Genomic DNA, 20,832 nt, shown 5'->3' on the forward strand with positions numbered 1-20,832 from the left:
TGGAGGTGCCTTGTGTTGCGTTCAATGCCTCGTTTAACCCACGCTGGGAGCGCGGTTCGGCGGTGCGGGGATAGCCACGTTCCCCGTGATGTGCCCGCCGGTACGCTCTTCGATCGCCCCGGCCGAGTCCGAGCCGGTCGTACCGTTCAACAGCGCAGGTGACGCCAACGCAGGGGATGACAACACGGGTGCCGTCGCTACGATCTGCTCCGGCAGCGGCGCCTCCGCCAGGTTCCGCAAACTCAGGGCCACTTCGTGCGCGGTCGGACGAGCCTCCGGGTCGCGGCGGGTCATCCGGGTCAGCAGGTCCGCCCAAGCGGCGGGGAGGGCGTCCGGAATCTCGGGGTCGCGCAAGAGCCGGGCAAGGGCCGCTTCCATCGGTGTGCCGGAGAATGCCTTTTCGCAGGTAAGGCATTCGAGCAGGACCAACGCCAGCGAGTACACGTCACTGGCCGCGGTGACGGGGTTGCCCAAGGCCTGTTCGGGGCTGAGGTAGTTCGCGGATCCGATGGTCGCACCCTGGGCGGTGGCCATGGTGGCTTCCACCATCCGGGCGATGCCGAAGTCGGTGAGCTTGGGGTGGTGCCGCGTATCTTCTGTGTGGCCGTTGGCCAGCAGAATATTGGCCGGCTTCACGTCCCGGTGCACGACACCCTGACTATGGATGTAGTTCAGCGCGTCGGCCAAATCTGCCCCGATCTGCGCGGTCTCCACCTCGGAGAGAGGCCCGCCTTTCAGCCGCCGCCGCAGGTCGGACCCTTCAATCAGTTCCATCACCAGGTAACTGGTGGTCGCGCCATCGTCGGCTGTGTGCAGTCCGGCATCCAGCAAAGTCACCAAACCGGGGTGGTTCAGCGTGGCCAGCAGCAGGGTTTCGGTGTGCTGCCGCCGGTACTCGTCATCGTCCGGCGTCGTCGGTGCGAACATCTTGACCGCCACGTCGCGGCCCAAAGATTCGTCCACGGCCCGATACACGGACGCTGCCCCGCCGGTGCCTATGAGCTCCCGTGTCCTGTAGCGCCCGCCCAGGAATACCTCCATCAAGCCTCCACGCCCCAGGAATTTACGTTCATCGAGAATTGTACCGACCAAAAGCTCCGTTGGCGGCACCGAAAAATGCGCGAACGGTTAACCAGCGAGGAATTCGATGGCGGCGGTCTTGAAGGCCCGGGAGGTCACGGCATTGGCGTGCGTACGTGCGGGCAGCCACATCAGCTCCGCCGCGTCGGAGAGTGCAGCCAGCTCCGGTGCGGTGACCGCCAGATCGTCCTTGTCGCCGGCCACCAGGAGCACCGGCATCCTCGGCACGGCCTCGGTCGGGACGAAGGGTTCGGTTTTGATCGCCTCAATCATGGTCATCAGCGCGAAGATGTCGTTCGACGGCACCAGCTTGGCCATCCGCAAAAGCTCGGCGGTGTTGACGTCCTCGATGGGCGTCCCGTCCGCCAGGAAGCGCTGGGCAGCGCGCAGGTCGAAGTCCGCCAAGGGGTCGCTGCTGCCGGGTCCGCCGAGCACCATCCGCCGGACGAGTTCCGGCTGGGTGGCGCCGAACTCCCACGCCAGCCGCGCTCCCAGGGAGTAGCCGATCAGGTCAACCCCGGTGTCGGCGTCGTTCTCTTTCAGCGGACGGACCTTGGCGTCCTGGACCAACTGCAGCAGGTCGGCGCGGATCCGGCTGGGGGCGTAGGCGTCCATTTCTTCGGGAGCGGCGCTTTCGCCGTGGCCGGGAAGGTCCACCGTGACCACGCGCCGGCCGGCCTGGGTCAGCGCCGTAATCCAGCCGGCGTCCTCCCAGTTGAGTTTGCTGGAGGAAGCGAAACCGTGCAGCAGGATCACCGGGCGGCGCGGGCCCTCGGTCCTTTCGGCGGCCTCGTGCACCTGGACGTGCAGGCGCGGATCGAGGCCTTCAACGGTGTGCTGCGGGGTGTTTCCCATGCTCAGTCCTCGTCGTCGAGCGCCGCCGTCAGGCGGACGCGGCGCTTGGGCGCTTCTTCCTTCGGTACGGTGCCCACAATACCGGCGGTGTCATCGGGAACCTCGAAAACGATCAACGGTTCGCCCACCTTGATGATGTCGCCGGGTTCCCCATGGATTTTCACCACTTTGCCCGCCTGCGGGGAGGGCAGTTCAACGGCGGACTTGGTGGTCTCCACCTCGACCAGCGGGTGGTTGCGCTCGACCTGCTCGCCCTCGGAGACGAGCCATTCCAGCACGGTTGCCTCGATCAGGCCCTCACCAAGATCCGGCAGGGGGAACGTAATTTCAGCCACGGCGATACTCCAATACTCGCTGGATCCCGAACAGGATGCGGTCAATGTTGGGTACGTACTCGTCTTCCAGGTCTCCCGAAGGGTACGGTACGTCGAATCCGGTCACGCGCTCAACAGGTGCCCGCAGGGTGTTGAAGCAGCGCTCGGTAATCAGCGCGGCTACTTCCGCACCCAGGCCGGAGGTCAGCGGTGCCTCGTGCACGACGACGGCGCGGCGCGTCTTGGCCACGGAAGCGGCCAGTCCTTCGGCATCGATTGGCTTCAGCCAGCGCAGGTCCAGCACCTCGATCTCGATGCCGTCCTCGGCGGCGAGCTCGGCGACCTGCAGGCAGCGGGCCACCATGGCGCCCCAGGCCACCAGGGTCAGGTGCCTGCCTTCGCGGACGATCCGCGAGCCTTCGGGGGAGTAGCCGTCCGGCTCGGGGGAGGTGTCCACCGGCCCCTTCTGCCAGTAGCGGGACTTCGGCTCCATGAAGATCACCGGGTCGGGCCGCGTGGCCGCGTGCTTGAGCAGGTGGTACGCCTCGTTCGGGCTGGACGGGGAGACCACCTTCAGGCCGGGTACGTGGGCGAACAGCGATTCCAGCGACTCGCCGTGGTGTTCGGGAGCGCGGATGCCGCCGAAGCTGGGTACCCGCAGCGTGATGGGCATCGGCATGGTGCCGCGGCTGCGGTAGTTCATTCGGCCCACCTGGCAGACAATCTGGTTGATCGCCGGGTAGGCGAACCCGTCGAACTGCACCTCGGGGATCGGGTGGTAGCCGGCCATGGCCAGGCCCACCGACATGCCGAGAATGCCGGATTCGGCCAGCGGGGTGTCGAAAACCCGAGCTTCGCCGAACGTCTTTTGCAGGCCATCGGTGATGCGGAAGACGCCGCCGAGCTGTCCGACGTCTTCGCCCAAAACCAGTGCCTTGGGGTTGTCCTCCAGCACCTCTGCCAGCGCGCGGTTCAGTGCCTGCTGCATGGAGAGCTGTTCGACGGCGGTGACGTGGCCGGGTTCCACCACGTCCGCGGATTCCTGCTGGGCGCTGGTTTCTGTGGTGTTGTCGAAGGCGGCTTCAAGGTCGCTCAGGGTCTTGTGCTCAGACATGCTCGGACTCCTCCCGCCAGGCGCGTGCCTGGGCCTTCAGCGCGTGTGTGGGTTCCTGGTAGACGAAATCGAACATCTCCGTGCCGGGACGGGAACCAAGTGCCGCCACGCCTTCCCGGATCTGTTCTTCTTCCGCCTTGGCGGCCGCGAGCACCTCGGCGAAGAAGTCCTCGCCGGCGATGCCCTCGGCTTCCAGCCGGGCCCGCATACGCAGCAGCGGATCCTCGCCGCCGTCGGCGCGTTCCTCGGCCAGGGTGCGGTAGCGGCCGGGGTCGTCGCTGGTGGAGTGCGGGCCCCGCCGGTACGTCATGGCTTCCACGACGGCCGGCCCGTTGCCCGCCCGGGCATGGGCGAGGGCGGCGGCCGTCGCCTGGTGGACAGCCACGGCGTCGTTGCCATCCACCTGGAGTGACGGCATGGCGTAGCCGGCCGCCCGGGCGGCAACCGAGCCCCCGGCCACCTGGCGCTCCGTCGGCACCGAGATTGCAAAGCCGTTGTTCTGGATGAAAAAGACCACGGGAGCCTTCATGACCGCGGCGAAGTTCATGGCTTCGTGGACGTCGCCCTGCGAGCTGGCGCCGTCGCCGAAGTAGGTGATGGCCACGCCGAGTTCTCCGGCCGGGGCGCCGGAAAGCGTCTGCCCGTGCGCCCAGCCGACGGCGTGCAGCACGGAGCCTGCCACGACGGCTTGGATCGGGGCGAAACGGGTGGCCTGGGGATCGTAGAGCCCGCCGTGCCAGGTCGCCTTGTGGGTGGACATGTACTCGACCATGTCCACGCCCACCGTCCGGGCCACGCCCATCTCGCGGTAGGTCGGGAAGACGAAGTCGCGGGACATGTCCAGCGCATACCCGCTGCCCACTTGGGCGGCTTCCTGTCCGAGTTCCGGTGCGTAGCCGGGAATCAGGCCCTGGCGCTGCCACCGAATGGCCGATTCGTCCAGGTGGCGGACCGACACCATCAGCCGGTAGAGCTCCTTGAGGTCCTCTGCGGACAGGTCGGGCCGGGCCGACGGGTCCAGGGAAAGAACGCTGCTCATGCCTGCTCCTCCACGTAGTTATGGTGCCGCCGCCTCCCCGCGGGGGAGGAGCGCGACGGCTTCACTTGCTTACGGTGACACTAATCACCCGACGTGGAGTGCGCAATCTGCCATGCGATCACCAAACAGTGTGCACAGTTAGCTGCCCCTGATGGCAAAAGCTATAAACAGGTTGCATACCGCTAACGGCGAGGTGAACTTTCGGCTGGTGTTCGGCGCGCGGCAATTTTTGCAGCTGCAGCTATCGCGGCGATCAGCACCAGGGTCGAGAGCAGCTGGATTCCCGTTGTCGGGGAGAAGAAGCCCAGCACCAGGATTGCGGCCAGCAGGGCAAGGCCCGCGTACGTCATCGCCGGGAAGCCGCGCATCCGGAACGGCAGTTCCGTGCCTTCGCGGTCGGCCCGGCGGCGCAGCACCAGTTGGGACAGCAGGACCATTCCCCAGACCACCAGGCACGTGGACCCGACGACGTTTAGCAAAACCGGCAAGACGCGCTCGGGGAACAACAGCTCGAGTACGGCCGCCACAAAACCAAACGCCACGGACGCCATGACCGCCCTGACGGGAACCCGCCGGGTGCTGAGCCTCCCGAGGGAAGCGGGCGCCTCGTTCCGTTCCGAGAGGGAAAAGATCATCCTGGATGCGCCGTACAGGTTGGCGTTGAGCGCCGAGAGCAGCGCTACCGCGGCGACCAGGGTGATGGCCACATCCGCACCGGGGATCTGGGCGATCGAGAGCACCGCTGCAAAGGGTGAGGCCAGTGCCTCCGAATCCCAGGGCACCGTCAGCGCGATCACCAGCACCGAGCCGAAGTAGAACACCAGAATGCGCCAGACGACGGTCCGGATGGCCTTCGCCACGCTAACTCCCGGGTTTTCCGTTTCCGCGGCGGCAACGGCGACGATCTCGGTCCCGCCAAAGGCGAAGATCACCACCAGCAGCCCGGCACCGATGCCGGCGATGCCGTTGGGGGCGAAGCCGTCCTCGCCGAAGATGACGCCCAACCCGGGCGACGGGACGTTGGGCAGCCAGCCGAACAGCAAGGCCGCGCCGATGGCGAGGAATGCGAGGATGGCGATGACCTTAAAGATGGCGAACCAGAACTCGAATTCTCCGTAGTTGCGCACCCCGAACAGGTTGACCGCGGTGAAGACCACCATGAACACCAGCGCGAGCAGCCAGACGGGCAGCGCCGGCCAGACCGTGGCCAGCAAGCCCGCGGCGCCCACTGCCTCGGCCGCGATCACCACCACCAGCTGCAGCCACCAGAGCCAGCCGATGGTGGCGCCGGCGGTGCGGCCCAGCGCCTTCTCGGCGTACGTCGAGAAGGCGCCGCTGCTGGGGTTGGCGGCGGCCATCTCGCCCAGCGCCCACATCACGATGATCACCAACGTGCCCGCGAGCAGGTAGGAGATCAACACGGCCGGACCGGCGGCCTGGATGCCCGCTCCGGAGCCCAGGAAGAGCCCGGCACCGATCGCGCTGCCCAGTCCCATCATGATCAGCTGGCGCTGCTTCATCCCGTGGCCGAGCCCGGCGGGCGGTCGGGCGCTCGGGTCGCGGTGGTGAGTGGCGGTAAAACGCGGCATCGACTGTCCTGTCGTTTGGCGAAAGCAGCCCGTAAGCTGACAATTTGTCTAGCAGTGTCCCACAACTGGCGGCACCGAACCCGAAAGGACGCACAGCGTCATGCAGATCGACTCTCTCGATGCCGACATCGTTACGCTGTTCACGGAGGACCCGCGGATGTCCGTTCTGGAAGCGTCCCGGGTGCTGAAAGTAGCGCGTGCCACAGTACAGGCCCGGCTGGACAAGATGCAACGCGCAGGCGTGACGGCGGGCTGGGGGCCGCGGCTTTCGCCCGAGGCACTGGGGTACGTGGTGCGAGCCTACTGTTCGTTCGTGATCCGGCAGGAGTCCGGGCACGACGCCGTGGCCGCCGCGCTCGCCGACATTCCCGAGGTGCTGGAGCTGCACACCGTCTCCGGTGAAAGCGACCTGCTGGCTTGTGTCGTCGCCCGGTCGAACGCGGATTTGCAGCGCGTGCTCGACCAGGTCATGGCGACCAATACGGTGCTGCGTTCGTCGTCCGTGATCGTGCTTAACAGCCACTTCCGGGAGCGGACCCTTCCGTTGGTTCAGGCCGCCGCCGATCCCCGCTGACCCCGGAGGAAAGGGCGGCGCCGCCGTCGTCGACGTCGACGTCCCGGATGACCGCCACACGGCCGAGCCCCGCGGCGGTTCCGGCCATCACCGCGCAAATGGCAGGCAGCGGAGCCGTGCCCGGAGCCAGCAGGGCGGCGGTTCCCCACGTGAGTGCGGCCAGCCCTGCTGCAAATACCAGCACATGCACCCACTGCCGGCGAACCGGGCGCAGCAGCAGGCCCAGCAGCAGCGCGAAGGGGGCGCCCAGCAGGGCGGCGAAGAAAAAGCTGATCGTCAGCACCAGGCCCCAGAAGCTGAGGGCAGCGGAGTGCGGCGACGACAGCTCGTCGATGATGCTCAGGACCAGCGAAATGACGAACCACGCCCCGACGGCGACCAGCCAGCCCTTGATGAAGGCGTAGCGGCCAAGGATGACGCGATGGTGCGGCGGGCGTTCCTTCCTGCCATACCTGCGCCTGAGGATTTCGTTGTTGTCCGGTGGTACGAACCGCCGCCGTCCCCGTGGGTGCATGGCTGAAGCCTAGCCCGGGGAGTCCGGCGCCACGAGGGCGGCCACGCCGGAATGCCGCCGTGCGTCCATTCCTTCGTGTCAGTCGGAGGTTGTCGGCTCCGGCTTTTCCAGGCCGGCGAAGGGCGCAAGGTCCCGTCGGAAGTTCTCGATGTCGCGTTCAGACAGCGCGGTGGCGCCGTAACCCAGCGTGATCGATCGAGGTGCCCACCCGTGCTCCGCGGCTTCTGCGGCTGCCTCGCCGTACGGGTCGCGGGACACATCCACCAGGGTGATCGACAGCCACTGGGAATCTGCCTGTGCCGCTCCGCTCCACACCCAGTACTCGTCCGGATCATCGGTTCCGAAGCGCTCACGCTGTTCCCGCTGCCAGGTTTCTTCGTCGCCGTGCGGCGATGACTGGTGATCGAAAACCAGCGCATCGAAATCATGGTCCGCGAGTATCCCGTTCACCATGTCAACGATGCGCTGCCAGTCTTCAGGCGCCGGGGGAGCGGACCCGCTGATGCGGTTGGTGGAGTTGTAGGTGGAATACGCGGACTTGCCGCCGTACCCGTTTCCCTCCTGCGGATACCAGCCCGCTTCCCCGTCGCCCCGCCAGCGCAGCCCGTACTCTCTGCTGAGCGCGGATTCCACGTCGGACAAAAGGGCTTCCGCCAGTGATTCGGCTTGCTCTCGGGTAGGCCCAGACAGTATTTCTTCGGCTGAAATGTGGGCGTGGCCCGGATAATCACGCCAGTCCACAGTCGTCTCACGACCGCTCGTGTCGATGTAGGTGGTGGTGGGCGAGGCCGAACAACCAACGAGCAGGGCGACGACGAAAAGCCAAAGACCCGTGGGCACGGGCGGCGCGGGCCGTGCTGTCTGCATCCAAACCCTTCGACGAGGTTTGCCAATAAGTTCCCACGGTAGCGGGGGAAAAGCAGTAGCGGTACGAACACGCGGGTCATCCAGAGATACAAGGGCGGGAGGCCTGCCCGGTCCGCCATGATCCCGGCGCCGTCACAAATCGCCGGCGTTGGGGTGTGATTGGGTCAACATGACCATAACCGGCTAGAATGAGTTCTAGTCACTGTGACTTTTACTCGAAACCGGGGAGGAGGCGGCCATGCCGATTCACGCGGCCAATGTGTCGGAGCGGGCGCAGCAGCCCCCTGAACTGGCCATCTCCACGGTCATCTTCGCCCTCCGTCCGGACCCGGAGGCGGGTCGCCCCACCTTGTGGCTGCCGCTGGTCCGCCGCACGCGGCAGCCGTTCCGGGACCTGTGGGCCCTGCCCGGCGGTCCGTTGAGTGCGGCCGAATCCCTCCAGGACGCCGCGGCCCGGAACCTAGAGGAGACCACCGGCCTGCAGCCGAGCTACCTGGAGCAGTTGTATGCGTTCGGCGGCCTGGACCGCTCACCGGCGCAGCGGGTGGTCTCCATCGTCTATTGGGCGCTGGTGAAGCCGGACGAGGCGGCACTGGCCCGCGAAACCGAGAACGTGCGCTGGGTCCGCGCCGATGAACTTGGCCAACTGGCGTTTGACCACAACCAGATCGTGGACTACGCGCTGTGGCGGCTGCGGAACAAGGTGGAATACAGCTCCATCGCGTATGCCTTCCTGGGATCCACTTTCACACTGGCCCAGGTCCGCGAAGTGTACGAGGCCGTGCTGGGCAAGCAGTTGGATCCCGCCAACTTCCGCCGCCAGCTGCGGGCGACCCCGGACATCGAACCGACCGACGAGTACCTGCAGGGCGGCCGGCACCGGCCGCCCCGGCTCTACCGCTACACCGGCAGCGCCGCGCAGCTCAGGGGCAGCCCGCCCGCCTAACCCGCTCCCCAGCGCACCCGTGGCAACAGTCCCGCGGCAACCGCCCCGCAGGCCGGCAAGGCCCCCGCACCCGCCACCCATACCCGCAGTCCGCCACGGATTTCCCCGACCTGACCCCCTGCCCAACAACGGAGAACACCATGTCATCGGTCAACAGCACCATCCAGCTGATCACCCGCGAGGAAGCGCTTGCCGGCTCCCGCGCGCCCGCCGCCTCCACCTGCACGCCCGATCTGGCCAAGGGCCCGTGGGCCTTCGACACCGCCGCGGGCAGCGGTGCCTGGGCGCCCTCCTACGGGCCGGGCGCGTCGATGGCCGATCCGGCGCCGGCCGCCACCCCGCGGCAGGGCGAAATCCCGGCAGAATACCGGCTGGCCGGCGATGCGGAGCTCGAGGAGCGGATCCTGGCCGCCAAGGCCAAGCTGGGCGACAAGCTGGTCATCCTCGGCCACTTCTACCAGCGCGACGAAGTGGTCAAATACGCCGATTTCGTGGGCGACTCGTTCCAGCTGGCGCGGGCCGCCAAGGAAAAGCCGGAGGCCGAAGTCATCGTGTTCTGCGGCGTGCACTTCATGGCGGAAACTGCCGACATGCTCTCCGGCGAAGACCAGGCCGTGATCCTGCCGAACCTGGCCGCCGGCTGCTCCATGGCGGACATGGCGGACATCGACTCGGTGCAGGCCTGCTGGGACCAGCTCGCCGGCGTGCTCGGCAGCGGTCCGGACGCCGACGGTAAGGTCCCAGTCATCCCGGTCACCTACATGAACTCGTCGGCCGCGCTCAAGGGCTTCTGCGGAGAGAACGGCGGGATCGTCTGCACCTCCTCCAACGCCGAAACCGTTCTGGAGTGGGCCTTCGAGCGCGCCCACCGGGTCCTGTTCTTCCCCGACCAGCACCTGGGCCGCAACACGGCCAAGGCCATGGGCGTGCCGCTGGAGCAGATGCCCATGTGGAATCCGCGCCAGTCCCTGGGCGGCAACGACGAGGCGGCGCTGCAGGAGTCGCGCGTGATCCTCTGGCACGGCTTCTGCTCCGTGCACAAGCGCTTCACCGTGGACCAGATCGAGAAGGCACGCGCCGACTACCCGGGCGTCCGGGTGATCGTGCACCCCGAATGCCCCATGCCGGTGGTGGACGCCGCGGATGAGTCCGGTTCCACCGACTACATCCGCAAGGCCGTGGCCGCCGCCACCGAGCCGACCGTCTTCGCGATCGGCACCGAGATCAACATGGTCAACCGGCTGGCCGCCGAGTACCCGCAGCACACCATCTTCTGCCTCGACCCGGTGATCTGTCCATGCTCCACGATGTACCGGATTCACCCGGGCTATCTGGCCTGGGTGCTGGAAGCCTACGCCGGAACCGGCCAGCTGCCCGGCGGTGAAGTCCTCAACCGGATCACCGTGCCCGATTCGGTGGCCGTTCCCGCCCGCGTGGCGCTGGAACGGATGCTGGCAGCCAGGCCGTGAACCTCGAACCGGCCAGGCGCGTGGCGGTGGTGGGGTCCGGCATCGCCGGGCTCTACGCCGCCGCGCTCGCCGCGGAACGCCCGGACACGGCCGTCACCCTGATCACCAAGGGCGGGCTGGCCGAGTCCAACACCTGGCACGCCCAGGGCGGAATCACCGCGGTCACCGCGCAGGGAACCGCGGCCGGCGATTCCGTCGCGGCGCACATCGCCGACACCCTCGCCGCCGGCGCCTTCATGAACGACGACGGCGCCGTGCGCCTGCTGTGCGCAGGTGCGGCGGCGGAAATCGCCACCCTGGAAGAGTGGGGCGTGGACTTCGACCGACACGGCGGTGAATTGTCGCTCGGGTTGGAAGGGGCCCACTCGGCGCCGCGGATCCTGCATGCCGGCGGTGACCGCACCGGGGCAGGCATCGCCGAAGTGCTGATCCGCGTGGTCCGCGGCCTGGCGGAGGCGGGCCGGCTGGAGATCCTTGAGCACACGATGGTGCGGCGGCTGCTCACGGCCGGCGCGCGCGTGGCGGGCGTGGAGCTGATGCCCATGGGAGCAGGCGCGGTGCCCGACTACCTGGACACCGACGTCGTGATCCTCGCGACCGGCGGCGCCGGGCAGCTGTACCCCGCCACCACCAACCCCGCCGCCGCTACCGGCGACGGCGTGGCGCTGGCCTGGGAAGCCGGTGCGGTCCTGGCTGACCTTGAGTTCATCCAGTTTCACCCCACCCTGCTGGACCCGGCGGCGACCGGCGGCAGGGCCTTCATGATTTCGGAGGCGGTACGCGGCGAAGGCGCCGTGCTGGTGGACGCGGCGGGGGAGCGGTTCATGCCGGCGCTGCATCCGGACGCCGAGCTGGCGCCCCGTGACGTGGTCTCGCGCTGCATCCACAACCAGCTCCGGCTGCAGGAGGACAACGGGCTGCTGCCGCAGGTCTTCCTGGACGCCACCGGACTCGAGCGGGAGAAGGGCGCCGGTTTCCTGGCGGCGAGGTTCCCGATGATCGACGCCACCGTCCGTTCCCTGGGCTTCGACTGGACGCGGCAACCGCTGCCGGTGCGTCCGGCCTCGCACTACTGGATGGGCGGCGTGCGGACCGACCACGAGGGCCGGACCTCGGTGCCCGGGCTGCTGGCCGTGGGCGAGGTCGCCTGCACCGGAGTGCACGGGGCCAACCGGCTGGCCTCGAACTCGCTGCTGGAAGGCCTGGTTTTCGCCCGCCGTGCCGTGCGCACGATGGACGGACCCGAGAGCGTGCCGGTGTTCGGTGCCGTCCCGCTGGACGTCGGTGCCCCGGCGGGCCGGCGGGTGCCTGCCGAGGCCCGCGCCGATCAACAAGACGCACCGGCCGGAACCACTGCGTGCACCCGGCAACAGATCCAGGCGGTGATGGCGGCCGCCGCCGGCGTGGTCCGCGACGGGCCAACGCTGCGGGAGGCCGCCCGGCAGTTGGCGCGGTGGCATGTGCCCGTCACCGACGCCGCCTCGGCTGAGGATGCCGCACTGCTGACCGTGGCCCGGCTGGTGGTGGCGGCCGCCGGTGCGCGGCGCGACAGCATCGGCGCCCACTACCGCAGCGATCACACCCAGGCCCCGGCGCACCGCCGGCATCTGGCCTATGTGAACGCCGCCGCGGTCCCCGTCCCCGCCGCCTTTTCCCCAATGTCTTCCCCCACGTCCCAGCCAGTCCTGCAGGAGCAGCCATGAACCATATCCAGCCGATCGACCGGACCGCCATGGAGCGGATCGTCGCCGGGGCGCTCTTCGAGGACGCGCCGTGGGGCGACGTCACCTCAGCTACGCTGATTCCGGCCGATGCCACTGCCACGGCGGAGCTGGCCGCCCGCGAGCCCGGCGTGTTCTCCGGCGGTCCGGTGCTGGCCGAGGTCTTCCGCCAGGTGGATCCCGACGTGCGGGTGGAGCTGAAAACCGGCGACGGCGCCGCCTTCGGGGCCGGCGAGGTGCTGGCCGTCCTGACCGGAAACGCCCGCTCCATCCTGCTGGGTGAACGGGTGGCTTTGAACCTGCTGCAGCGGATGAGCGGCATCGCCACGCAGACCGCGGCCTTCGTCCAGGAAGTGGCCGGTACGGCGGCCCGGGTGGTGGATACCCGCAAGACCACCCCCGGCCTGCGGGCGCTGGAGCGCTATGCCGTGCGCTGCGGCGGCGGACACAACCACCGCTATTCGCTCTCCGACGCAGTGATGGCCAAGGACAACCACCTGGCCGTGCTCACCGCCGACGGCAGCCGGGACCTGACCGAGGCGCTGCTGGAGGCGAAGGCCAGGCTCCCGCACACCGTCCACTTCGAGGTGGAGGTGGACAGGGCCGAGCAGATCGAGCCGGTGCTGGCCGCGGGCGTGGACACCATCATGCTGGACAACTTCAGCGTGGACGAACTCCGCGCAGGCGTTGCCCGGGTGGCCGGACGTGCGATCGTCGAGGCCAGCGGCAACGTGCGGTTGGAGACCGTCGGCCGGATTGCCCGGACCGGCGTGAACGTCATCTCGTCCGGCGCGCTCACCCACAGCGTGCGGTCGCTGGACCTGGGCCTGGACATCCGCATTGCCGCGGGGCAGGCGGCCGAAGGGGCATCGTCGTCGTGATCTATCTGGACGCTGCGGCGACCGCCCCGGTGCGCCGCGAGGTGCTGGAGGCCATGTGGCCGGCGCTGACGCAAGACTTCGGCAACCCCTCGAGCCATCACACCGTGGGAGAGGCGGCGCTGCGGGCACTCGATTATGCCCGGGGCACGGCCGCCGGGGTGCTGGGCTGCCGCCCCGGCGAGATCATCTTCACGTCCGGCGGGACCGAGTCCAACAACCTGGCGGTCAAGGGCATTGCGCTCGCTTCCCCGCGGGGCAGGCACGTCGTCACCAGCGCCGTGGAACACCCCTCGGTGCTGGAGGCGGTCGACTACCTGACCCGGTTCCATGGCTTCGAGGTCACCCGGGTGCCGGTCGATGCCGCGGGCATGGTCCGCGTGGACGAATTGGAAGCCGCGCTGCGCGACGACACCACGCTGTGCACGGTGATGTACGCGAACAACGAGGTGGGCACCATCCAGCCGGTGGGGCGCATCGGCAGGCTCTGCCGGGCCGCCGGGGTCCCGTTCCACACCGATGCCGTGCAGGCGGCCGGCTGGCTGGACCTGGACGTCGCGGCGCTCGGGGTGGACGCGCTCAGCGTGTCCGGTCACAAGCTGGGCGCGCCCAAGGGCTGCGGGCTGCTGTATGTCTCCGGCCGGGTCCCGCTGGAGCCGGTGCTGCACGGCGGCGGGCAGGAGCGCGGCAGGCGGTCCGGGACGGAGAACGTTGCCGGCGCGGTCGCCGTCGCCACCGCGTTGTCGCTGGCCGGGGGCGAGCGGGCGGCCGACGCCGACCGGCTCACGCGCTACCGCGACTACCTCATTGACACCGTCCTCCGGGAACTGCCCGGCACCATGTTGACCGGTCATCGCACCGAACGGCTGCCCGCCAGCGCCTCCTTCTGTTTCCCGGGAACCTCCGGCGAGGCGGTGCTGCTGGAACTGGAACGCCGCGGGGTGGTCTGCTCCAGCGGGTCGGCCTGCGCCGCCGGCTCGGACGAGCCGTCCGCGGTGCTGCTGGCGATGGGAATCGAACCGGCCGTGGCGCAGACCGCGGTGCGGCTGACCTTTACGGCCGGCGTGAGGGAAGCCGAGATCGCCCTGGCGGCCCGCTCCGTCGTCGCCGCCGTCCAGGAGGTCCAGGCGCTGCGGCGCTAAGGTTCCCGACGACGCCCCGGGACACGGCGCGGTCCTATACCGGACCGGTCCTCCCGCTGGGTACGGTGGAGTCCTCACGGACCGGAGGGGAGCGCAGCATGATCAGGCGAAGGATGCCGGGCCGGGGTGCCGCCGCGGCGCTGTGCGTGGCGCTCGTGTCCGGCTGCGGCCTGCTGCCCGACGACGGCGGCGCGTCGGCCGGAGCGAGTGCGTCGTCGTCGGGTGCGGCCGGCGGGGACGCAGCCGGACAACCCGCGGCGCCGCCCGGCAAGGAGCCCGTGCGGAAAGCGACGATCGACGGCTGGAAGGTCTACACCGATCCGGACCGAGTGATTAGTTTCGAGGTTCCGGGCGAGTGGGTGGTGCAGCGGCAGGTCAAGCCCACCCAGCCCTCGGACGACGGGCTGCACCTGGACATCCGGGACTCTTCCGGCAAGCTGGCCGCCGAACTGCACACCCGGCTCAAGCTGCCCAAGGCCGCCTGCGAGGGCGCCGTCACCGAACTGCGGGTGCTGGTCAGCGAGCCGGCGAAGGTGCCCGCCGTGCCGTCCGACGACACGGTCGAGCCGCTGTTCGTCTACCGGACGCTGCTGGGCTACCGGTACTTCGGGTCGATGGGGCTGACCGACAAAACGGCCGGCGACGGCTTCCAGGCCTGCCTGGTGGAAAACACCGTCAACGGTCCGGAACCGGTCGGCACCTACTCCTTCGGCACGGCCGTCCGCCACGGCACTCCGGCGCCCGGCGACGAGACCGGGCTGCTGGATGCCTACGGCCTCATCGCGGAGGCGGAGAGCTACGTCTCCGGCAAGCACTTCAAGACGCTGCGGCAGGTCATCATGACCCTGCAGGTCGCTGAAGATCCGCCCGCCTGAGCTGCCGGCACCCCGCCGGGTGGCTTCAATCGTTCGCCAGCCCGGCCCGAAGCTTGTCGGTCAGCTCCTGGAGCTGTCCGAATTCCTCCTCGGACAGCAGCGGGGCGAGCATCGAATGCAGGTGCTTGACGTGCTGCCGGCCGATCTCCTTCTGCAACGCGCGGCCCTCGTCTGTCAGCGAGATCTCGATGCCCCGCTGGTCGTTGCGGGCCGTGCGCCGGAGGACCAGGCCCTTCTTCTCCAAGCGGTCGACCATCCGGCTGAGGCTCGGCTGGCTGATCAACAGTGCCTCGTTCAGCTCGTTCAGCCGGCTCCAGCCGCCCGGGCACCGGCTCAGGTTGAACAGGACGTCGTACTCGCGCATGGCGAGTTTCCTGAACTCGGGCAGCTGCTGCATCCGGCGCATTACCGCCACTTGGGTGCGGAACAGCGATTCCCAAGCAGCCGCCGTCGTCCTGATCTCAGGACCGGATGAATCAGCCATGGGACACCGACTCGGCGGGCGCTTCCTTGGCGTCGCGGGCGGCCTTGCGGCTGGCGTGGGTCGGGGCTTCCGGTACATGCGCCGGCTTGCGGGCGGCGAACTCCTTCTTCAGCACCGGGAGAACCTCTTCGCCGAACAGGTCCAGCTGTTCCAGCACGGTCTTCAGGGGCAGTCCCGCGTGGTCGATCAAGAACAACTGGCGCTGGTAGTCGCCGAAGTAGTCGGCGAAGGCCAGGGTCTTCTCGATCACCTGCTCCGGGCTGCCGACGGTGAGCGGGGTCTGCGCGGTGAAGTCCTCCAGCGACGGTCCGTGGCCGTAGACGGGTGCGTTGTCGAAGTAGGGGCGGAATTCGTTGACCGCGTCCTGCGAGTTCTTGCGCATGAAGAACTGTCCGCCCAGGCCCACGATGGCCTGGTCGGCGGTGCCGTGGCCGTAGTGCTCGTAGCGCTCGCGGTACAGGCCGATGAGCTGCATGTAGTGCTCCTTCGGCCAGAAGATGTTGTTGGCGAAGAAGCCGTCGCCGTAGTAGGCCGCCAGCTCCGCGATCTGGGGCGTGCGGATCGAGCCGTGCCAGACGAAGGGTGCAACGCCGTCCAGGGGTTGGGGCGTGGAGGTGTAGTTGTGCAGCGGGGTGCGGTGCTTGCCCTGCCAGTTGACGACCTCTTCGTCCCAGAGCTTGCGCAGCAGGGCGTAGTTCTCCACCGTCAGCTCCAGCGAGTCCTGGATGTTCTTGCCGAACCAGGGGTAGACCGGGGCGGTGTTGCCGCGGCCCAGCACCAGGTCCACGCGGCCGTCGGCCAGCTGCTGGAGCATGGCGAAGTCCTCGGCGATCTTCACAGGATCGTTGGTGGTGATCAGCGTGGTGGCGGTGGACAGCGTGATCCGCTCGGTCTGCGCGGCGATGTAGGCCAGCAGCGTGGTGGGGGAGCTGGAGAAGAACGGCGGGTTGTGGTGCTCGCCGATGGCGTAGACATCCATGCCGATGTCTTCGACCTTCTTGGCAATGGCGACCGACGCCTTGATCCGCTCGCGCTCGGTGGGCATGCGGTTGGTGGTCGGGTCCAGGGTGACGTCGCTGACGCTGAATACGCCGAGTTCCATAATGTACCTTTCGTGGTGCTTGCTACGCATCAGTTTACATGCATTTGCATTCACTGTTGTTAACGGCAGGCACGCGGGAAAATTCCGGGACAGGTTGTCGGACCGGTCACCGTGCCACGGCTGGTCCCGGAATGGCTTTCCCGGCATGCGCACCGCCGGCTTGATGCGGCAAGGAGCGGGGCCGGGGTTACGTCGACGAGCGACCGAGCAGGGGGCCGATCGAGTTGTCGACCAAACCCAGCGCCGACGCTATGGCCATGTGCATGTCCAGGTACTTGTAGGTGCCGAGGCGGCCCCCGAAGAACACGTTCGGTTCCTGCCCCGCGAGGCGACGGTACGTCCTGAGCTTGTCCCGGTCCTGGCTGGTGTTGATCGGGTAGTACGGTTCGTCGTTCGCGCCCGCCGTCCGGGAGTATTCGCGGACGATCACGGTGCGGTCATCGGGGTACTGCCGTTCGGGATGGAAATGGCGGAATTCGTGGATGCGGGTCCACGGGACGTCTTCGTCGGCGTAATTCATCACGGGCGTGCCCTGAAAATCCGCGATCGGCAGGACTTCCTGCTCGAAGTCCAGGGTGCGCCAGGACAAGGCCCCGGCCGAGTATCCGAAGTAGCGGTCCAGCGGCCCCGTGTACACGACGGGCACGTCGGGCGGGAGGTGCGGACGGACGTGGAAAAAATCGGTGTTCAGTTGCAGGTCGATCAAGGGCGACCGGAGAAAGCCGCCAAGGAAGGTGCCGTAGCCCTCCGTCGGCAGGCCCTCGTAGGTGTCGGTGAAGTAGCGGTTGTCGAAGGTGTAGCGCACGGGCAGCCGCGTGATGATGTCGGGGCTCAGTTCCCGCGGGTCGGTCTGCCATTGCTTGGCCGTGTAGCCGCGCACCAGGGCCTCGTACAGCGGTCGGCCGATCAACGAGACGGCCTTCTCTTCCAGGTTGCCGGCCGCCGAGGCCGGTACTTCCTGCGCCTGGTGGCGGATCAACTCCCTGGCCTGGTCCGGCGAGAGGTGGCGGCCGAAATAGGCGCAGATCGTGCCCAGGTTGATGGGCATCGGATACACATTGCCCTTGAAGACCGTAAACACGCGGTGCTGGTAGCCGGTGAATGAAGTGAACCGGTTGACGTAGTTCCAGACCCGTTCATTCGACGTGTGGAACAGGTGCGCCCCGTACCGGTGGACTTCGATCCCGGTCTCCGGTTCCTCCTCGGACCAGGCGTTGCCGCCCGGGTGGGAACGGCGTTCAAGTATCAGCACGCGGGCCCCGTACTCACGTGCGGCGGTTTCGGCAACGGTCAGTCCGAAGAGGCCTGCGCCGACGACAATGAGGTCGGGACCGTGGTCTCCGGCCGCTACCATTTCAGCGCCTCGGCGGTCAGGCACGGGGCCGGGGTGCCGCAGGTTGCGCATTCTCCCTGTTCGTCGCCGGCCGGCGGATGAAGCATGAGGCCGGCGGAAATCCTCGCCAGCAACGGTGCCCGAAGGTACGGCGTGGCCGAACTAACGGCTGCCTCGGCGAGCGCCGGAACGGCAGGGCCGGTCAGGCGTCTCCTGCCCAGCGCGGCGTCCTGCAGGCCGGCTATTGCCGCGCCGACTCCGCGTTCGTGGGCGCGTTCCAAATCCTCCACGTCGGAGCGTTGGCGCTCGGCCCCCGAGCTCATGCCGTTTCTTCTTCCGCCAGTTCTCCTGCCGCGGCTCCCTGAGAGATCAAACGGTGCATTTGTCCGGCAATCGCATCCCAGCCGAGGAGTCTCTGCAAGGGCCGCATGCGCCGGTCCCGTTCGGCCGGGGAATCACCCGGCGCGGTCTGGATGGCATCGGCGAAGCCTGCGGCGTCCTCCTGGATGTGGACGAGCCCCCGGTACCCGGCGACCACATCCGGAACGGGCGTCGACACCACGGGAAGGCCGGCGGCCAGATACTCGAGGGTCTTCGTCGGGCTGATCGACCGTGTCGCCTCGTTCATGGCGAAGGGCATCAAGGCCACGTCGAATTCGGCCATGACGGCGGGCAACTCGGCGTATTCCGCCATTCCGGTGTACTCGATGTTTGGAGCCTGCGGCAGCGTGGCCGGATCGATCTTGGCGACCGGTCCCACGATCCGAAACAACCAGTCGGGAAGCATCGCGGCGAGCTCCTCCAGCAGGCCAAGATCGAGCCGCTCGTCGATGACGCCCACGTAGCCCGCCACCTTCCGGAGGCCGGGCGCCCGCTCCTCGCGGAGCAGCCGGGAGGTTTCATAGTGCGCGGCGTCCACGCCGCTGGGAAAGAGATGGCAGGAATCGCCCACGTAGCGGCTGACGCTGCGGTGCAAGGAGGCGCCTCCCGCAAAGACCACATCGGATTCCGCCAGCGCCTGGCGTTGCCGGGTCTGCATGGCTTTGGGGGCATGGCGAAACGACGCCAAATCATCCATGACGTCATAGCAGAGGGCCCCGGGCTCGAGCGCGCGCGCAATCTCCAGCGCCATCGGCGTATAGATCAAGACGTCGGGCGAGGCCGGCCGTGCGTGGGTCGCCAGCAAGTGGCGGAACAATGCGCCGTATTCTTCCGCGCCGGGTGCGTCGAATCCCGGGGCGGCCAATTGCCCGTCAACCGAGGGAATTTCAAGCCATACCCTGGTGATGCCGTCCACGTCCTGGTGCCGCAGGACCGGTTGTTCGACCTTGGCCGGCAGTGGTTCCTCCAGAAACCATGTGCGGGCACCGGTCCGGGTGCGGGCGGCGGCAAACCGGGAGACAAGATGTTGCGGGCGCTGCCAGACCCAGGTCCACCTCAGGTGGGACAGCACGACCAAGTCAGGGTCTTCCAAGGGGTTCATCCTGTGTTCCTCTTCGTCGGCGTTGCGGGCGGGCGGGACGATCTCCTCTTCGGGAGGATCGCGCCAGGGCCAGTGGCTCATCTGGGGCAGCAGCCCCCGGAGCTGGCTGTCGCACGGCGGTTGAAATCGGTACGCGGGCAGGTCGCGGCTGGGGGTTCCGGATGCCGCTGCCATCCAGGCGTCCGTGAAGCAGGTGGTGGCCGTCCGGCTTCCCCACGCGGCGGCGCCCACGACGCCGACCGGGTCCGGGCGGCGGGCGGCGCGGGCGAGCATGGAGTCCCAGTCGCAGGAGTCTACGAAGGGAAACCAGCAGTACCCCTCGAGCCGGATCCCGCGGGAGAGAGCCAGTTCGTACTGTTCAAGGGTGTATCGCAACCAGGACGCGCGGTCGGAGGCCGTTCCCCGGATGTTGGTCTCGCTCAGGAGCATCGGCAGCCCGTAGCGGGAGCCGTAGTGCTCGGCCACGGCCGCAAAACCCAGCGGGTGGGGCGATGGCGCGTGGGCGCGGGACTCCTCATACCACCATTCGGAGTGGCAATAATAGTCGAGGCCGAGAACGTCCACCCGAACGGGGTCCAGGTGAAGCAAGTCTTCGCCGCCGTGCTTGACGATCTCCCTCAGGAAGGGGCGGCCCTCGGTCAGATCGTGTCCGAGCACCAGATCCAGCAGCACGTGGCGCCGGTCGTTGGCGAGAGCCGCGTACTCCGCCGGGCCACCCGCAGTTCCGTCATGGTGTTCGCAGGTATCCACCCAGACGTGGCGGGCTTCGGGCAGCAGCTCCGACCAGCACCTGGCCGCCTCCGCGATGGCCGGCAGGACGTTGCGAACGAGGCGCACAAAACCGTCGATTCCCCTGTCGTAGGGCGGCCACAAGGCCTCATGGCCGCAGAGGAAAAGGGTGGCGAAGGGCTCATTGAACAGCGTGTATGACGTCAGCCAGGGATAGCGCCGGGCCACGGCCTCTGCATACCGCAGGAAAGCGGGCGCAAACCTCCGGTCCCTGAAACCGTCGTCGAGCCACTGCGGGTAGCTCGTGTGGTGCACCAGGTCGACGATTGGCTCCATGCCGCGGACCCGCAGGAACTGGAGCTGCCGGTCAGTCTCGGACCAATCGAACACGCCTGGCTCTGTTTCCACGCGGTGCCAGCGAATCGGAAACCGCACGCTGCCTACGCCTGCTGCGCGCATGTGGTCCAGGTGGCGGCCCCAGTGGGCGTAGCTTCCGGTCAGCTCCGCCACGTCCCGGCGGTGTACCGGCAGGTACGTACTCTCAAATGCGCCGACAAAGGGAACAGCGGCAACGCTGCCAGGCACGGAAGGGAGGCTCTCGCCCAGATCCGACACATCATTCTCCCGGTCCGGAGGATCTTAGTGCCAGCTGCTCGACACGAGTAGGTACATAAAACTCGAATTTCCCGGCAAGAGGAACCCCTTGCAGCTGGTTCAACGTTTC

The 20,832-nt window shown here is 67.9% G+C and carries 20 protein-coding genes; 7 read left to right on the forward strand and 13 right to left on the reverse strand.

Going from position 1 to position 20,832, the window contains the following annotated elements; all coding sequences use genetic code 11:
- Nucleotides 1–33: 33 nt before the first annotated feature.
- From AC5RTY_RS09535 to AC5RTY_RS09560, 6 genes are all read right to left on the reverse strand, one after another.
- Complete coding sequence (locus AC5RTY_RS09535) at nucleotides 34–1,041, reverse strand: serine/threonine-protein kinase (RefSeq protein ID WP_494000080.1); 1,008 nt, start codon at nucleotides 1,039–1,041, stop codon at nucleotides 34–36.
- 87 nt (nucleotides 1,042–1,128) lie between these two features.
- Complete coding sequence (locus AC5RTY_RS09540) at nucleotides 1,129–1,935, reverse strand: alpha/beta fold hydrolase (RefSeq protein WP_494000079.1); 807 nt, start codon at nucleotides 1,933–1,935, stop codon at nucleotides 1,129–1,131.
- A 2-nt stretch (nucleotides 1,936–1,937) separates the two neighbouring features.
- On the reverse strand, nucleotides 1,938–2,270 hold the full coding sequence (locus AC5RTY_RS09545) for a biotin/lipoyl-containing protein (protein ID WP_494000078.1): 333 nt from the start codon (nucleotides 2,268–2,270) through the stop codon (nucleotides 1,938–1,940).
- On the reverse strand, nucleotides 2,263–3,237 hold the full coding sequence (locus AC5RTY_RS09550) for an alpha-ketoacid dehydrogenase subunit beta (RefSeq protein WP_494001271.1): 975 nt from the start codon (nucleotides 3,235–3,237) through the stop codon (nucleotides 2,263–2,265). The genes AC5RTY_RS09545 and AC5RTY_RS09550 overlap by 8 nt, the downstream gene beginning before the upstream one ends.
- A gap of 118 nt (nucleotides 3,238–3,355) precedes the next feature.
- Nucleotides 3,356–4,402 (reverse strand): thiamine pyrophosphate-dependent enzyme, encoded by a 1,047-nt coding sequence (locus AC5RTY_RS09555; RefSeq protein WP_494139442.1) that lies wholly within the window; start codon nucleotides 4,400–4,402, stop codon nucleotides 3,356–3,358.
- A gap of 182 nt (nucleotides 4,403–4,584) precedes the next feature.
- The gene (locus AC5RTY_RS09560) at nucleotides 4,585–5,991 is read right to left on the reverse strand and encodes an amino acid permease (protein ID WP_494139443.1); all 1,407 of its coding nucleotides are present in this window, start codon (nucleotides 5,989–5,991) and stop codon (nucleotides 4,585–4,587) included.
- Nucleotides 5,992–6,091: 100 nt separating this feature from the next.
- Here AC5RTY_RS09560 and AC5RTY_RS09565 point away from each other — a divergent pair, with 100 nt between their 5' ends.
- On the forward strand, nucleotides 6,092–6,565 hold the full coding sequence (locus AC5RTY_RS09565; protein WP_493979767.1) for an Lrp/AsnC family transcriptional regulator: 474 nt from the start codon (nucleotides 6,092–6,094) through the stop codon (nucleotides 6,563–6,565).
- Here the strand turns inward: AC5RTY_RS09565 and AC5RTY_RS09570 are convergent.
- Together AC5RTY_RS09570 and AC5RTY_RS09575 are read right to left on the reverse strand one after the other, a co-directional pair.
- Nucleotides 6,504–7,079, reverse strand: a complete 576-nt coding sequence (locus AC5RTY_RS09570) for a hypothetical protein (protein ID WP_494139444.1) — start codon at nucleotides 7,077–7,079, stop codon at nucleotides 6,504–6,506. The genes AC5RTY_RS09565 and AC5RTY_RS09570 overlap by 62 nt on opposite strands.
- A gap of 78 nt (nucleotides 7,080–7,157) precedes the next feature.
- Complete coding sequence (locus AC5RTY_RS09575; protein WP_494139445.1) at nucleotides 7,158–7,946, reverse strand: hypothetical protein; 789 nt, start codon at nucleotides 7,944–7,946, stop codon at nucleotides 7,158–7,160.
- 238 nt (nucleotides 7,947–8,184) lie between these two features.
- On the opposite strand from AC5RTY_RS09575, the gene AC5RTY_RS09580 reads away from it, so the two are divergent.
- From AC5RTY_RS09580 to AC5RTY_RS09605, 6 genes are all read left to right on the forward strand, one after another.
- Nucleotides 8,185–8,892 (forward strand): NUDIX hydrolase, encoded by a 708-nt coding sequence (locus tag AC5RTY_RS09580; RefSeq protein ID WP_494012390.1) that lies wholly within the window; start codon nucleotides 8,185–8,187, stop codon nucleotides 8,890–8,892.
- A 140-nt stretch (nucleotides 8,893–9,032) separates the two neighbouring features.
- Nucleotides 9,033–10,361, forward strand: a complete 1,329-nt coding sequence (nadA, locus tag AC5RTY_RS09585; RefSeq protein WP_494139446.1) for a quinolinate synthase NadA — start codon at nucleotides 9,033–9,035, stop codon at nucleotides 10,359–10,361.
- Complete coding sequence (nadB, locus tag AC5RTY_RS09590; protein ID WP_494139447.1) at nucleotides 10,358–12,064, forward strand: L-aspartate oxidase; 1,707 nt, start codon at nucleotides 10,358–10,360, stop codon at nucleotides 12,062–12,064. Before nadA ends, nadB begins: the two co-directional genes overlap by 4 nt.
- Nucleotides 12,061–12,963, forward strand: coding sequence for a carboxylating nicotinate-nucleotide diphosphorylase (gene nadC / locus AC5RTY_RS09595; RefSeq protein ID WP_494139448.1), 903 nt, complete (start codon nucleotides 12,061–12,063; stop codon nucleotides 12,961–12,963). Before nadB ends, nadC begins: the two co-directional genes overlap by 4 nt.
- Nucleotides 12,960–14,102 carry a cysteine desulfurase family protein gene (locus AC5RTY_RS09600; RefSeq protein ID WP_494139449.1) on the forward strand — a complete coding sequence of 381 codons (1,143 nt, stop codon included), beginning with the start codon at nucleotides 12,960–12,962 and terminating at the stop codon, nucleotides 14,100–14,102. Before nadC ends, AC5RTY_RS09600 begins: the two co-directional genes overlap by 4 nt.
- 98 nt (nucleotides 14,103–14,200) lie before the next feature.
- On the forward strand, nucleotides 14,201–14,977 hold the full coding sequence (locus AC5RTY_RS09605; RefSeq protein WP_494139450.1) for a hypothetical protein: 777 nt from the start codon (nucleotides 14,201–14,203) through the stop codon (nucleotides 14,975–14,977).
- Nucleotides 14,978–15,002: 25 nt separating this feature from the next.
- Here the strand turns inward: AC5RTY_RS09605 and AC5RTY_RS09610 are convergent, their stop codons facing one another.
- From AC5RTY_RS09610 to AC5RTY_RS09630, 5 genes are all read right to left on the reverse strand, one after another.
- Nucleotides 15,003–15,461, reverse strand: coding sequence for a MarR family winged helix-turn-helix transcriptional regulator (locus AC5RTY_RS09610; RefSeq protein WP_494000068.1), 459 nt, complete (start codon nucleotides 15,459–15,461; stop codon nucleotides 15,003–15,005).
- Nucleotides 15,454–16,563: an LLM class flavin-dependent oxidoreductase gene (locus AC5RTY_RS09615; protein WP_494000067.1), complete on the reverse strand. Its 1,110-nt coding sequence runs from the start codon at nucleotides 16,561–16,563 to the stop codon at nucleotides 15,454–15,456. The genes AC5RTY_RS09610 and AC5RTY_RS09615 overlap by 8 nt, the downstream gene beginning before the upstream one ends.
- 187 nt (nucleotides 16,564–16,750) lie before the next feature.
- Nucleotides 16,751–17,917, reverse strand: coding sequence for a UDP-galactopyranose mutase (gene glf / locus AC5RTY_RS09620; protein WP_494049780.1), 1,167 nt, complete (start codon nucleotides 17,915–17,917; stop codon nucleotides 16,751–16,753).
- The gene (locus tag AC5RTY_RS09625; protein ID WP_494000065.1) at nucleotides 17,911–18,219 is read right to left on the reverse strand and encodes a hypothetical protein; all 309 of its coding nucleotides are present in this window, start codon (nucleotides 18,217–18,219) and stop codon (nucleotides 17,911–17,913) included. The genes glf and AC5RTY_RS09625 overlap by 7 nt, the downstream gene beginning before the upstream one ends.
- Nucleotides 18,216–20,723 (reverse strand): family 1 glycosylhydrolase, encoded by a 2,508-nt coding sequence (locus tag AC5RTY_RS09630; protein ID WP_494139451.1) that lies wholly within the window; start codon nucleotides 20,721–20,723, stop codon nucleotides 18,216–18,218. Before AC5RTY_RS09630 ends, AC5RTY_RS09625 begins: the two co-directional genes overlap by 4 nt.
- Nucleotides 20,724–20,832: the final 109 nt, after the last annotated feature.

It is taken from the genome of Arthrobacter sp. Y3224055 (assembly GCF_059090825.1).